Source organism: Lentzea chajnantorensis, assembly GCF_054300775.1.
The window spans coordinates 6,622,460-6,635,930 of record NZ_JBSDZT010000002.1 but is presented as its reverse complement, the minus strand read 5'-3'; the positions used below and the strand labels follow the sequence as shown (position 1 = coordinate 6,635,930).

Here is a 13,471-nt window from a genome sequence, read left to right as displayed (position 1 = left end):
TCTCTCAGCACGTCTCCTGGAACTCCAGGTCCGGCACGTACCGGCTCCACAGCTCACGGTCGAGCCCACCGCCCGTGACGGCACACGCGGTCTCGTCCACCCTGCCGCGCAACTCGAACGTCGGCGCGAGGTCCCACAGCACGAACGCGCCGTTGTGACCGGCCGTCGCCAGCAGGTCGCCGGACGTCGAGAACTCCAGGTGGTGCACGGCACCACCGTTGTCCGTCAGCGCCGGGCCCAGCTGCTGGGGCAGGATGCGGTTGCCGAGGTCCCAGAGGAACACGCCGCCGGAGACGCCGCCGGTCACCATGATGTCGGCGGACGGCGCGAACTGCGCCGTGACGGAGCTCAGGGTGCTGTGCGGTACGAGCGGGTCGCCGAGCCGGCGGGGGTGCGCGGGGTCGGTGACGTCCCACAGGCGGGTGCCGTTCGGGTCGCCTGGTCCGTGCTCCCACCTGCCGGCCGAGTCGCCGGAACCCACGGCCTGGCCCGCGCTCGTCGTCGTGGTGGTCGGTGCGGCGACGGCGGTCGTGGTCACGGGTGCTGCGCCGGTGCCGCGCACGACCGCGAGCACGCGGCCGTCGCGCACCTGCTTGATCGTCAGGACGCCTTCGCCGTCGAGCAGCTGGGCCGAGGTGCCGGTGCGGGTCACCGGCTTGTGGAAGTTCAATCACGGTTGAGCCAAGACGGGCCACCGTACGTATGCCTGGTCATGCACCGCATGATCGAGGAGGACGCATGACGCACCGTGAAGCCGACAGACGGAAGTTCCGCCTGATCGCGTCTTTGTCAGCGGTCGCGGTGGTCGCTGCGGGCACCGCGACCGTGGCACTGGCCGCGAAGGACGGTGACCCGGCGCCGCGCAGTGCGTTCGTGCCCATCGAGCAGGTCAACAAGAACGTGGTGAACCCCAAGGTCGGCCAGAACGGCGCCGCGGGTGTGTTCACGGTGGACTGCGGCACGAACGAGAACGGCAAGTTCAGTGCCGACAACCCGGTCGCCCAGCCGGGTCTGCAGCACGGTGCGCAGCACGTCCACGACTTCGTGGGCAACCTGTCCATCAGCGCCGACTCGTCCGACGAGAGCCTGGAGGACGCGGAGACCACCTGTCGCAACGGTGACCGCTCGTCCTACTTCTGGCCGGTCGTGCGCATCAACCCCAAGGCCAACCCGGGTTCGTCCGGCTCCAGCCCGGACAAGATCAAGGAAACGGGTCCCGGCGAGGTCGCCTGCCCCGGTGTCGCCGACCGCCTGCCCGCTGTGCCGCAGCGGGTCCGCGACGAGGTGACCAAGAACCTCCAGCTGCTCGAACAGCAGCTCAAGGAGGCCAACGACCGCGTCGCGCGCACCGACAACCCCGGCGACCCGAACTTCGTCAACAACGCGATCCTCGGCCCGCTGCGCAGCAAGCGCGTGGCCACCCTCGACCGCATCGCCATCGCCATCGGCCGGTCCGCGCGCAAGCCCAACCTGGTCAACCTCGCCGACTGCGACGTGCGCTTCGGCCACGGCAACCACGGTAGCGGCGGCCACAACGGGCACTCGACCGCGCCGCGCAAGTTCTCCGGCCAGGGGATGTCCCAGCAGCAGCAGCAGCAGCAGGAGCAGGACGCCGCCACGCCGACGATCAAGTGCCCGTCGGTCCGCGGTGCGCTGCCCGGCGTGCCCGACCAGGCGATCGAGGAGGTGGACCGCAACCTCGCGCTGCTGGACAAGCAGATCGCCGAGGCCAACCAGCGGATCGTGACCACCAAGGGCCAGGGCGGCCCGAACTTCGTCGACAACGCCATCCTGGGGCCGTTGAAGGACAAGCGCGTCGCCACGCTCGACCGGATCGCGATCGCGATCGGGCGCAACGGCGAACGCCCGCAGGGGCTCGACCGCCTCGCCCGGTGCGGCCTGAACGGCGGCGACCAGGGCGGTAACAACGGCGGCAACAACAACGGTGGCAACAACGGCAACGGGAACAACAACGGTGGTGCCACCACCACGACCGCCCCGCCCCTCGCCGCTCCCACCGGCCGCAACCTGGAGCTCGTCGGCAACGTCGGCAAGATCGTCCGCCCGGCCCAGGTGAAGATCGAGTACCGCGGCAACGCCACCAGCAAGGTCACCGGCATGCCGAAGTTCCTGAAGATGGTCACCGGTGACGCCAAGCCGACCAGCCGCGGCCCGGCCAACGCGCGCGCGACGTGGACCTGCAGCGGCTTCGAGGACCGGCTGTCCGACAAGTACGTGGTCTGCCCGCAGGGCAGCAAGGTCATGCGCGTGCACGACTTCGCGGGCTGCTGGGACGGTCAGAACGCCGACAGCGCCAACCACCGCGACCACGTCCGGTTCGCCGACAAGCAGACCGGTGCGTGCCCGCAGGGGTTCAAGGCCATCCCGCAGCTGCGGATCAGCATCTCCTACGACATCTCCCGCGACGTCCAGCAGAAGGGCCAGTACCAGCTCGACGCGTTCCCCGAGGAGAACCACAACCCGTTCTCCGACCACAACGACTTCGCCAACGTCAACTCCGAGCAGACGATGAACAAGATCGTGAAGTGCGTCAACGACGGCCGCAAGTGCCGGGAGTGACCTCCGGCTGAGCTTCGCCCACGCGCGGGTGGTGCTCCCCGGACTTCACGTCCGCGGAGCACCACCCGCCCTCGCATGTGCTGTCAGCGCAACACGAAGACCCGCACCAGCCCCCACACCACGGTCAGCAGGAGGGTCAGGCCGGCCAGGCGGAGCGCAAGCCACCGCAGGTCGCGTTGCCGCCGTAATCGCATCGGCGCCCGTTCGTCCTCCAGGTGCGCGAAAACGGGCGCGAGGTGGTGCAGGAGCGCGATTTCCAGGCTGGTGGCCCGGTCGATCCCGAACAGCACCGGTGCCGCGGTCCAGTCCTCGCCGAAGACCAGCGCCGCCCTGATCGCGTGGTCGTCCGCCTCCGGCAGGGGCGGGAGGTCCGGCAACGGGTGCGGGAACACCTCGGCCACCCCGGAGCGGAAGTGGTCGTACTGCCAGTTGTCGAACGGCAGCAGGACCACCACGCGGCGCGGATCGGCCGTCGCCACCACCTGCTCCAGCTCCCACCGCAGCCCCGCGCCCCGTCCCGCGCCGACGAGCACCAGCCGGGCGCGGTCGAGGAGCTCGCGCACCGTCTGCCGCCACTCGTCCCCGACGTGGACGCGGGGCGCGCCGGCCGGCGGGAGGACCTCGCCTGGCCGCCCGATCGCCACCAGCGGCCCGACCGGCGCGAAGGCGCGCGCGAGCCGTTCCTCCTCGGTGCGGAAGTAGTCGAGCGCCGTGTCGCCGGTGCGCGCCAGCACGTCGTCGACCGCGAACGAGCGCAGGTAGAGCACGGGTGGCCTGGAGTCCGCGCTGAGCGCCGACCACCCGTCCGCCGCGATGGTCCGCTTGTAGCCGGTCCAGCACCTGACGACGACGTGCCTGCCGATCGGCTGGGCGATCAGCTGGGCCGCGACGAGGCCGGCGAAGTACAGCACGCCGCCGCCGAGCCGGTCGCTCGTGAGCGCGATCGCCACCACCACCGCGACGATGAGCAGGCAACCGGCCACCGCGCCGCAGAAGTACGCCACGGCGCGCAGCACCGAGCGGGCCGGCTCCGGCTCTCCCACGTCAGCCCACCCAGCCCCGGTAGGCGTCAGGGTCGACGTTGCTGCCGCAGATCACCATGACGACGTGACGGCCCGCGAACCGCTCGCGGTCCTCCAGCACGGCCGCCACACCGAGCGCCGCTGACGGCTCCACGACCAGGCCCGCGTGCTCCAGGAGCAGTCGCATGCCCTCGATGATCGGGGGTTCCCGGACGAGGACGGCGTCGTCAGCCACCTGGAGGAGGTCGTCGAGGACCTCGGGGATGGGGAACCGGCCCGCGACGCCGTCGGCGATCGTGTCGGCCGAGCCGGTCGTGACGACCCGGCGTTCGTGCCACGACCGGGTCAGCGCCGGGGCGCCCGCGGGCTGCACGCAGACCACCTCGGCAGCGGGCGCCTGCGTCTTCACGACGTGGCCTACGCCCGTGGCCAGCGCACCACCGCCCAGGGCGAGCAGGACGGCGTCGAACTCCCGGCCCAGTTCGAGACCGATCGTCGCGGCGCCCTCGCACGTCTCGACGTCCAGGCTGTCCTCGAGCAGCCGGATGCCGCGTTCGCCCGCGATGTGCGCGGCGCGTTCGCGGGCCAGCTCGAAGTCACCGTCCACCAGCTCCAGCTCCGCACCCAGCGCGCGGATGCGGTCGAGCTTGGCGGCAGGTGCCCGCACGGACGCCACGACCGTCACGGCGAGGCCGCGGCGGCGACCGGACCAGGCCAGCGCCTGGCCGAGGTTGCCCGCGCTGGCGCACACCACGGCCGTGCGCCCCTGTTCGGCGAGCAGGCCGGTGACGAGCTCGGTGCCGCGGCCCTTGAAGCTGCGCACCGGGTTCGCCGTCTCCAGCTTGATGCTCACCGCGCAGCCGAGCCGGCGCCCCAGCGCTTCGCACCGGTACAGCGGCGTGTCGAGGTAGACGGGGTCGATCCTGCGGCGGGCCGCCCGGATCCGGTCGAGGTCGAGCCGCGTCTTGAGCACACCGGGATCGTATCGAGCAGGACTGACAAATTCCGTTGCGCAGCGAGCCGCTGACTGGTCCACTGCGCGTGGCCAGTCGTCCGGACGAGGAGAGGCACATGCGCGAGGCGTTCGTGTTCACCCAGAAGGTATTCGTTGCCTATCTAGAGGACATGACGCTTGTCCCGCACCTTGAACCTCGGAGTTCTGGCCCACGTCGACGCCGGTAAGACCAGTCTCACCGAGCGGTTGCTGCACACCGCCGGTGTCATCGACGCACTCGGCAGCGTGGACGCCGGCAACACGCAGACCGACTCGCTCGCGCTCGAACGGCAGCGCGGCATCACGATCAAGTCCGCCGTCGCCTCGTTCGCCGTCGGCGACGTCGTGGTCAACCTGATCGACACGCCCGGCCACCCGGACTTCATCGCCGAGGTGGAGCGGGTGCTCGACGTGCTCGACCGCGCCGTGCTGGTGGTGTCCGCGGTGGAAGGCGTGCAGGCGCAGACCCGCGTGCTCATGCGCACGTTGCAGCGCCTGGAGATCCCGACCGTCGTGTTCGTGAACAAGATGGACCGCCGCGGCGCCGACGGCGACCGCGTGGCGCGCGAGGTGGCGCAGAAGCTGGCCACCGACGCGCCGGTCTTCTTCGGGTCCGCGATCACCGGTGACGGCGTGGCCGAGCTGGTCGCCGCCGTCACGTCGTCGGTGCCGGACGACGACGCGGCCGGCGGTCCGTTGTCCGGCACGGTGTTCAAGGTCGAACGCGGCAAGGCGGGGGAGAAGGTCGCGTTCGTGCGGCTGTTCTCCGGGACCGTGCGCGTGCGTGAGCGGGTGCGGATCGGTGACCGCGAAGGGAAAGTCACGTCGATCGCGGTGTTCGACAGGGGTTCGGCGCCGCGCCGCGCCACCGCCGTGGCGGGGCAGATCGCGAAGCTGTGGGGCCTAGACGTCCGCATCGGTGACACGATCGGCACGGCTCACCGCGACCGCGTCCGGCACTTCGCGCCGCCGACGCTGGAAACCGTCGTGGAGGCGGACGACCGGGTGGCCCTGCACTCCGCGCTGCACCAGCTCGCCGAGCAGGACCCGTTGATCAACCTGCGGCTCGACGGCGACGACGTCGTGGTGTCGTTGTACGGCGAGGTGCAGAAGGAGGTCATCGAGGCCACGCTCGCCCTGGAGCACGGCGTCGCCGTCCGGTTCCGCGACACGAGGACGATCCGCGTGGAACGTCCTCGCGGCACGGGGGAGGCGGTGCGGGTGCTCGGTGAGAGCCCGTACGCGGCCACCATCGGGTTCCGGGTTGCGCCGGGGCCGGAGGAGTTCCGGCTGGAGGTGGAGCTGGGCTCGTTGCCGCTCGCCTTCTTCAGGGCCACCGAAGAGGCCGTGCGGGACGCGTTGCGCGCCGACCGCGTCCACGGCTGCACGGTCACGATGACGCACTCCGGGTACTGCTCACCGGTGAGCGTGGCGGGCGACTTCCGCAGCCTCGCGCCGATCGTGCTGCGGGAGGCGTTGGAGCGCGCGGGAACCGTGACGTGCGAACCGGTGCACCGCTTCCGGCTGGAGGTCCCGCCGGACGCGCTCGCCGCCGTGCTCGTCGCGCTGGGCAAGGTCGGCGGAGTTCCGCTGACGACGACCGCGACCGTCCTCGAAGGACACCTCCCGGCGGCGAGGGTGCACGAGCTGCAACGCCGGCTGCCCGCGCTGACCCGTGGGGAGGGTGTGCTGGAGAGCGAGTTCGACCACTACGCCTGAGGAGTCCTGGTCCACAGGCTGATGTCGCTGCTCGTCGCCACCACCAGCGTCGCGCCGGAGGGCGAGAAACCGGCCGCGCGCAGCTCGGAGTAGTTCGCGTGGAAGACCTGCCACCACGACTCGCCGTGCGCCCCGCTGAAGAAGGGGCTCCCGGTGGACAGCAGCACCCGGTGGCTCGGCCAGTCCGGGCTGACGACGTCGACCGCCCACCCCGGAGCACCGGTGTGCAGGCCGCCGCCGTCCAGCCCGGCCATCGGCACGCGGAGGTGCGCGACCGGCCCGATCCCCTGGCACGTCAGGTCGTCCTCGACCCACCCCGACTCGTCGTCGCGGTCACGGGCCAGCCGTTCGCCGGTGGTGGTGTCGAACAGACCGAGCCCGGTCGAGGACGCCACCAGCAGCAGATCGCGGCCGTTGCCGGGGTGGGTGGCGAACCCCACGGCGAGCAGCCCGCCGATGGCGACCATGTGGTCGTCCGCCGGTCGCCACGGTGCGGGCGCGGGTACGGTCGGCGCGGCCAGGACCCTCGCCCGCAGGTCCAACTGGTAGTCGCTGAGCGCAAGCTCTTCCGGCATTGCGCGAGTGTGCCGCAGCGCATCAGCCACGACGTACCGCACGCCGGTACTCGTGGTGCAGCTGAGCGAACCGCACGGGGTCGACCGCTGCCGGGTCGTCCAGCAACCTGACCAGCGCTGCTCCACCGCGCATCTCCAGCACGTCGGCGCCCAGCCGGTCCAGGACGGGCGCCAGCACCCGGCGGCGTTCGGCGCCGAGGTAGGTGAACCAGCTCAGCCATTGCGGCACCGGGGTGGTGTCGTCGAGCGGCTTCCGCAGCTCTGACCAGATCTGCTCCAGCGACCACTCGTCCTCCACGCGCCCGAACCGCCCACCGAACTCGGCCGCGACGGCGAGCCACAGCTCGGTGAGCGCCCGGTGCAGCTCGCGGAACGGGTCGGCGTCGGCGACCGGGGTCCGCCGGCAGTGCACCGAGTCCAACGACATCGACATGGAGTCGTCTGCACCACCCGGCCCGGTGGACAGCCAGACGTCCACTTCGGACGCCGTCCACAGGTTGGTGGCGAATGATCCCGAGACGAGGCCCTGCACGAGCTGTGCCCGGTCCACGACGCGGTGGTCACCCTCGCGACCCGGCGACTTGTCGAAGCCGTTGATCCCTCCGCCCGGCCGCAGCGGCGACAGCCCGAACCCGTCGGCGAGGGCCAGCAGCCGTTCCACTGCCGCCTCGTCCCACGTCCCTTCAGGCAGAACCAAAGTCCACGACCAGTTCGATCCCATGTGAACACTTTGTCATGGCCGACCCGTTGCGCGAAAACCGGTTTTATGGCTTTCCCGGCGGAGGGTTAGCGTCGAATTCATGGATTGGAACCTGCGATCGGCCGAAGAAATGCTCGCCGCCCTGCGCGCCGGTGACGTGACCTCCGCGCACCTGACCGACGAGGCGATCACCCGCATCGAGCGGCACGACGCGGCGATCAACGCGATCTGCGCACCGGACTTCGACCGCGCCCGCGCCGCCGCTCACGCCGCGGACCAGGCCCGTGCCCGCGGCGAGGACCGGCCACTGCTCGGTGTGCCGGTGACGGTCAAGGAGTGCTTCAACGTCGCCGGTCTGCCCACGACGTGGGGGATGCCCGAGCACCGGGACCACGTGCCCGCGGAGGACGCGGTGCAGGTGTCGCGGTTGAAGGCGGCGGGGGCGGTGGTGCTCGGCAAGACCAACGTCCCGCTGGGACTGCAGGACATCCAGAGCTTCAACGCCATCCACGGCACCACCAACAACCCCTGGGACCACACCCGCACCTCGGGCGGTTCCTCCGGCGGTTCGGCTGCCGCGCTGGCGTGCGGGTTCGGTGCGCTGTCCATCGGTTCCGACCTCGCCGGCTCCCTGCGCACCCCCGCGCACTTCTGCGGTGTGTACGCGCACAAGCCGACCGTGGGGCTGGTGGCCAGTCGCGGCATGGTCGCGCCCGGCGAGCCGGCGTTGCCGGTCGAGCTCGACCTCGCCGTGGTGGGGCCGATGGCGCGCACCGCCGGCGACCTGGGGCTGTTGCTCGACGTGATGGCCGGGCCGGACCCGCTGACCTCCGGCAAGGCGCACACCGTGAACCTGCCTCCTGCGCGGCACGAACGGCTCTGCGACTTCCGGGTGCTGGTGCTCGACGAGCATCCGCTCATCCCGACCGGTGCGGCCGTGCGGGCCGGTGTCGGCCGGGTCGCTGACGCGCTTGTCGCTGGTGGCGCTCGGGTTTCGCGACACAGTGCGTTGCTGCCGGATCTGGTGGAGGGCGCGCGGCTCTGCACGGAGTTGATGTTCTCGAGTGCGGTGGCGCGGTTTCCCGTGGAGCAGCTGAGGGCACGCGTTGCCAGGTTGCGTGCGGACGACCAGGGGCTTGACGCGACTCGACTGCGTGCCATGGTGTTCAGCCACCACGACTGGCTGGCGGCACACAACCGCCGGGAACGGCATCGGCACCTGTGGCGGCAGTTGTTCGGTGAGTTCGACGTCGTGGTGTGCCCGGTGACGCCGACTCCCGCGTTCCCGCACGACCACAACCCTGACATGTTGGGGCGGCGCATCGAGATCGACGGCGTGTTGCACCCGTACTTCGACCAGCTGGTGTGGGCGGGGGTGGCGACGATGCCCGGGTTGCCTGCCACGGCCGTGCCGGCGGGGCGGTCTGATGAGGGGTTGCCGGTCGGGGTGCAGCTCATCGGGCCGGCGTTCGAGGACCGCACGCCGTTGCGGTTGGCCGAACTCCTTGAGCAGAACTGACCAGCCCCAGGGTGGACCGCGCGTTCCGGTTCAAGGGCAAGCACGCCGGGCCGCGCACCGCAGGGAGCTGGATCGTCCCGTCCGCGGTGCGCGGCCCGGCTGAGTGGCGCGTCAGAGGACGACGGGCCTGCCGCCGAGGGTGACGACGAGCCTGCCGTCGGAGGCGAACGACCAGCCGAGGCTCCCGCTGTAGGCGGAGCACCGGGAACCGTTGCTGCCCGACCAGAACTGGTTGGAGGAGTCGGCGTTGCCGACGACCTTGTCGTTGCTCCCGCTGCCGCTGCGGCAGGAGGTGTTGGAGCGGAACACCGAGCTGCCCGCGTCGAACGAGAAGTTGCGCTCGTCGTTGTCGATGCTGAGGTTGCTCGACACGGCCATGGAGCCGGTGTTGCGGTTGTAGGTGAAGCCGTGCTTGCCGTTGTCGTAGGCGATCGTGCGGCTGATGGTGTGGTTGACGCCGATGTCCTCGCCGCCGAGCTTGAAGCCGTTGCGGTCGCCGTTGCCGGCCTGGCCGCCGTTGCTCAGCGTGCCGTTCTTGAACGCCAGCGAGTCCTCGATGGTGACCGCGCCGATCGGGCCGGTGTCGGACTTGGTGTAGAGGTCCCAGCCGTCGTCGATGTTGTTGTGCGCCACGGAGTAGCGGAACACGTTGCCGGGCCCGGAGGTGAGCTTGGCCGCGAACCCGTCCGCGTCCTCGCCGTCGGAGTCGGCGTTGTCGTGCGACTCGGCGCTGAGGATCAGGTTGTGGGACGGCCACTGGTCCTTCGGCGTGGTCGACAGCATCCGGGACAGCTGCAGGCCGGTGTCGCGGTTGAAGCGGGTGACCGTGCGCTCGAAGATGTTGTAGCTGCCGCCGATGAAGATGCCGTTGTCGCCGGCGCGTTCCACGACGACGCCGTACACGTGCCAGTACGAGCCGTTCACCGCCAGGCCGCGGTTGGCCGGGTCTTCGGTCTGCGCCGAGAAGTTCAGCACCGGCGTCTCGCCCTGGTAGGCCGTCAGCTTCTTGCGGGCACCGGCGGTGCCGTTGTTGGTGGGCGGGATGGTCACCGTCTGCGCGAAGCTGTACGTGCCGCCGCGCAGGAAGATCGTGCCGCCCGCGGCCACGCGGGGGAGCGCGGAGGTCAGCGTGGTCGGGTCGGAGATCGTGCCGGACGCGCCGTCACGGCCGGTCGGTGACACGTACAGCGCGTTGGCCGGTGGTGTCCCGGTAGTGGTGGTGGTCGTCGTCGTGGTTGTGGTCGTGGTGGTGCTGGTGGGGCCGCCGCTGGTCGGGGAGAGCGTCCACTGCTTGGTCGTGGCGCCGTCGCACGAGTTCGTCTGGATCAACGCACCCGGCGTCGTGGCGTTGTCCTTGACGTTCAGGCACTTGCCGCCGTTGGCGTTGACCAGGCGGTGATCGGTGCCGTTCGGCGTCAGCGCCCACGTCTGGCTCGCCGCACCGGTGCACGTCTCCAGCTGGACGGGCTTGCCCGCGCTGGTCGAGGCGTCGCGCACGCCCACGCACAGGCCGCCTGCGGTGATGCGGACGCCGCCGCTGACCTCGGTCAGCACCCACTCCTGACCGGCGCAGGCCTGTTGGCGCAGCTGCATCCCGCTCGCCGGGCTCGTGCCGGCGTCGAGGCACTGACCGCTGCCTGCGTTCTTCAGCACATAGGTGCCCGCGGCGTTCGCGTTCGCCGCGATGGTGGGCCACGCCGCAAGCGCGGTCACCAGCGCGACGACGGCGCCACCCGACACCAGTCCGGCACAGACCCGGCGTTGCCGCGCCAAGCGCGCGGGCTGTTCCGAAATTCCCACGGGAACTCCACTTCTCAACGGTGAGAGGAAGATTTTTCGGTCGGATGCGCGGCGGGTTTCCCGTCGGATGCTAGGAGCGTTCTCCGTGCGCGGTCAACGGCAAAAATGCGTGGTCAGGTCGATGTGTCCCAGTCGAATGCGTCGAATAGCCAGGTCATCGGCGTTCGAATGGATCATCTTTGTTCGCCGGGTGGATATGCGCTGGTCACACTCGTGAACAGAATGGTTGATTCCTCGGTTCACCACCGTGAATCTTGCGTGCTTTCGTTGTTCTTTTCTCGCGGCGTCACGACCGGAGGGCGGCGGCGAAGCGGTGCATGGTCCCGACGACCTCCGCGTACAGCTCCGGAACGGCCTCCCGGAACAGCAGCTCACCCGCGTGGCACAGACCCGCCACCGTCCGCACCGCCGACTCCACCCCGGCCTCGACCAGGGTGCGGTAATAGGCCAGCCCCTCGTCACGCAGCGGGTCGAGCTCGTTGACGACGACGGCGTGCGGCGGCAGCCCGGCCAGGTCGCCGGCGGTCGCGCGGTAGGGCCAGCACAGGGGATCGGTGTTGTGCCGGGCGCCGGGGTCGTACACCTCGGCGAGGATCGCGGCGCCCTCGCAGGAGATGAGGTACCCGTCGTTCTCGACGAGCGACGGCAGCTCCGCCTCGCGTTCCTGCGCGGGGGCGCCGTACCGGCCCGAGATGAACGGCACCATCGCGCAGACGCCGTCGACCGCGGCGAGCCGCCCTTCGCGCTTGGCGCGGATCGCGGTGGCCAGCGCGAGGTTGCCGCCGCCCGACTCGCCCGCCACGGTGAGCGCGGAGATACCCAGCTCCGCGCGGTGCGCGTGCACCCAGTCGAGCGCTGCTGCGCAGTCGTCGAGCCCGGCCGGGAACGGGTGCGCACCGAGCTCACCGCCGCCGTTGCGGAACTCGACGGCGACGACGACGAGTCCGGTGGCGGCCAGGTCGTCGTAGAACGTGGTGTAGACGGGCCACGAGCCCTGCAGCATCACCATGGCGCCGCCGTGCAGGTACAGGACACCGGGCAGCGGACCGGGGGAGTGCGCGGGCCGCGTCACGTACAGCCGGAGCTCGTCGCCCGCCGGACCGGTGATCGTCTCGGTGCGGTGGTCCAGCCCCGGCACCGGTTTCCCGTCACCGAACAGCACGGCGTGGAACCGCTCGTTGTCCGCCTCCGCGGCCGCGACGAACGCCAGCAGCTGCTCTCGCGGGGCGTCGGGGCCGAACGGCGTGGGACCGGCGTTCCTGCCCATGCCGTGCGACGTCAGCGCTCGGACGAGCCGCGGGTCGGTGCGGGGGTCGGTGAGCAGGTTCCGTGCGGGATTGCCCAGGCGGCCGGGCCGTTCCGCTGTGCTGTCCGAGGTCATCGACACGCCTTCCTGCGCCGTCGCCCGAAACGACTGTGTCCCCCGCACGTGCGTGCGGGGGACACAGTCGAGCACATCGGCCTACTTGAAGGCGTCCTTGACCTTCTCCACCGCTTCCTTCAGGTGGCCCTTGGTCTGGTCCGCCTTGCCCTCGGCGCGCAGACCCTCGTCGTCGGTGACGTTGCCGACGCCTTCCTTCACCTTGCCGGTGAGCTCGTCGCCCTTGGCTTCCAGCTTGTCATCGGCGCCCATGAGGTCCCTCTTTCCCTTGCCTGAGCTCACGTTTGAACGTCTCTCCGGGGATACCCGCACCGCGGGACTTGAAACACCTGCGGTTCGGGTCGAGTGTCCCCAGTGGACCGGTCAGAGGCTCATCAGCAGGTAGTACAGCGTGCTCAGCACGAGGGCTGCGGCGATGACGACGGCGGTGATCCTGATCCAGCGCTGGTTCATGGTCGCTTCCGTGCTCGGCGGCGGGACTGCACGCCAGCCTGACGGACGCGGTCCCGACTGGCAAGGACCACCGTCGAGTCAGGACTGGGCCGGGTCAGGACTGGACCGGGCCGACGGACATGGTGGCCTTGTCCGCGGCGGAACAGGCCTGCTGCTCCTTCGGCACGAACAGGGCCGCGGTCTCACCCGGCGGGTAGATCCGCAGACCGCGCACGTCGGTGGGTGCGCACTCGGCCGGGTCGTAGACGCCGGCGTTCGTGATCGTCACGACGCTCGACGCGCTCGCGCCGGGTTGCAGCGTCACGGCCGCCGGTTCAGCGCCCTCGCGGGTCGCAGGTGCGCCGACCTGAGTACCCGTGTCACCGGTCACGAACGAGACGCCGGGAAAACCTTGCAGGGTGCACGCGGCGGCGCCCTTGTTCATGAACGCCAGGAGGTAGCGCATCTTGTTCATGCCACCACCGCCCTGGTCCGGGTTCAGGGCGAGGCCGAGGTCGGCTGACCGGCACGCGGCCGGGCCGGTGGAGACGGCCTGCTGGGTGGTCTGCGGGGCTGGGGCGTCCGGTGAGGGCGTGCCGGACGTGGTGGGGGCGGGTTCTGCCGAGCCGCCGCTCTGTCCGGTGCAGCCGGCCAGCAGGGCGGCGGTCGCGGTGAGGGTGGCGAAAGCGATGGTGCGCACGGTGGGCTCCTCCCGGTTTCGTGCATCGGCCGGGGCATGCCCTGCCTGC

General features: G+C 70.7%; 12 protein-coding genes. 3 read left to right on the top strand and 9 right to left on the bottom strand.

The genetic code is table 11. The features are described from left to right. Positions 1–4 precede the first annotated feature (4 nt). Positions 5–652 carry a WD40 repeat domain-containing protein gene (locus tag ACVDFE_RS31740; RefSeq protein ID WP_458433096.1) on the bottom strand — a complete coding sequence of 216 codons (648 nt, stop codon included), beginning with the start codon at positions 650–652 and terminating at the stop codon, positions 5–7. 86 nt (positions 653–738) lie between these two features. On the opposite strand from ACVDFE_RS31740, the gene ACVDFE_RS31735 reads away from it, so the two are divergent. Further along, on the top strand, positions 739–2,580 hold the full coding sequence (locus ACVDFE_RS31735; protein ID WP_458433095.1) for a DUF1996 domain-containing protein: 1,842 nt from the start codon (positions 739–741) through the stop codon (positions 2,578–2,580). An 83-nt stretch (positions 2,581–2,663) separates the two neighbouring features. Here the strand turns inward: ACVDFE_RS31735 and ACVDFE_RS31730 are convergent, their stop codons facing one another. Next, a complete protein-coding gene (locus ACVDFE_RS31730) occupies positions 2,664–3,623 on the bottom strand; it encodes a hypothetical protein (RefSeq protein WP_458433093.1) in 960 nt (319 codons plus the stop codon). A 1-nt stretch (position 3,624) separates the two neighbouring features. Continuing rightward, positions 3,625–4,575, bottom strand: coding sequence for a threonine ammonia-lyase (locus ACVDFE_RS31725; protein ID WP_360388013.1), 951 nt, complete (start codon positions 4,573–4,575; stop codon positions 3,625–3,627). A 159-nt stretch (positions 4,576–4,734) separates the two neighbouring features. Between ACVDFE_RS31725 and ACVDFE_RS31720 the strand changes: the two genes are divergently transcribed. Beyond that, positions 4,735–6,315, top strand: a complete 1,581-nt coding sequence (locus tag ACVDFE_RS31720) for a GTP-binding protein (protein ID WP_458433091.1) — start codon at positions 4,735–4,737, stop codon at positions 6,313–6,315. Here the strand turns inward: ACVDFE_RS31720 and ACVDFE_RS31715 are convergent. Continuing rightward, the gene (locus ACVDFE_RS31715; RefSeq protein WP_458433090.1) at positions 6,306–6,890 is read right to left on the bottom strand and encodes a hypothetical protein; all 585 of its coding nucleotides are present in this window, start codon (positions 6,888–6,890) and stop codon (positions 6,306–6,308) included. The two genes, ACVDFE_RS31720 and ACVDFE_RS31715, sit on opposite strands and share 10 nt — an antisense overlap. A gap of 22 nt (positions 6,891–6,912) precedes the next feature. Continuing rightward, positions 6,913–7,611 carry a hypothetical protein gene (locus ACVDFE_RS31710; protein WP_458433089.1) on the bottom strand — a complete coding sequence of 233 codons (699 nt, stop codon included), beginning with the start codon at positions 7,609–7,611 and terminating at the stop codon, positions 6,913–6,915. 79 nt (positions 7,612–7,690) lie between these two features. Between ACVDFE_RS31710 and ACVDFE_RS31705 the strand changes: the two genes are divergently transcribed. After that, on the top strand, positions 7,691–9,109 hold the full coding sequence (locus tag ACVDFE_RS31705; RefSeq protein WP_458433087.1) for an amidase: 1,419 nt from the start codon (positions 7,691–7,693) through the stop codon (positions 9,107–9,109). Between the two features lie 111 nt (positions 9,110–9,220). Here the strand turns inward: ACVDFE_RS31705 and ACVDFE_RS31700 are convergent, their stop codons facing one another. The 4 genes from ACVDFE_RS31700 to ACVDFE_RS31685 all read right to left on the bottom strand — a co-directional run bounded on the left by ACVDFE_RS31700 (position 9,221) and on the right by ACVDFE_RS31685 (position 13,422). Beyond that, the gene (locus ACVDFE_RS31700) at positions 9,221–10,909 is read right to left on the bottom strand and encodes an RICIN domain-containing protein (protein ID WP_458433086.1); all 1,689 of its coding nucleotides are present in this window, start codon (positions 10,907–10,909) and stop codon (positions 9,221–9,223) included. A 286-nt stretch (positions 10,910–11,195) separates the two neighbouring features. Beyond that, a complete protein-coding gene (locus tag ACVDFE_RS31695) occupies positions 11,196–12,290 on the bottom strand; it encodes an alpha/beta hydrolase fold domain-containing protein (protein ID WP_458433085.1) in 1,095 nt (364 codons plus the stop codon). An 81-nt stretch (positions 12,291–12,371) separates the two neighbouring features. Further along, complete coding sequence (locus ACVDFE_RS31690; protein WP_360388041.1) at positions 12,372–12,542, bottom strand: CsbD family protein; 171 nt, start codon at positions 12,540–12,542, stop codon at positions 12,372–12,374. A gap of 295 nt (positions 12,543–12,837) precedes the next feature. After that, entirely contained in the window at positions 12,838–13,422 is a 585-nt protein-coding gene (locus ACVDFE_RS31685) for a DUF4232 domain-containing protein (protein WP_458433084.1), read from the bottom strand. Positions 13,423–13,471 lie beyond the last annotated feature (49 nt).

Excerpts from the sequence above, each read along its gene's own strand:
- ACVDFE_RS31735 (WP_458433095.1), top strand. The coding sequence starts at position 739 with ATGACGCACCGTGAAGCCGACAGACGGAAGTTCCGCCTGATCGCGTCT.
- ACVDFE_RS31715 (WP_458433090.1), bottom strand. The coding sequence starts at position 6,890 with ATGCCGGAAGAGCTTGCGCTCAGCGACTACCAGTTGGACCTGCGGGCG.
- ACVDFE_RS31710 (WP_458433089.1), bottom strand. The coding sequence starts at position 7,611 with ATGGGATCGAACTGGTCGTGGACTTTGGTTCTGCCTGAAGGGACGTGG.
- ACVDFE_RS31705 (WP_458433087.1), top strand. The coding sequence starts at position 7,691 with ATGGATTGGAACCTGCGATCGGCCGAAGAAATGCTCGCCGCCCTGCGC.
- ACVDFE_RS31695 (WP_458433085.1), bottom strand. The coding sequence starts at position 12,290 with ATGACCTCGGACAGCACAGCGGAACGGCCCGGCCGCCTGGGCAATCCC.
- ACVDFE_RS31690 (WP_360388041.1), bottom strand. The coding sequence starts at position 12,542 with ATGGGCGCCGATGACAAGCTGGAAGCCAAGGGCGACGAGCTCACCGGC.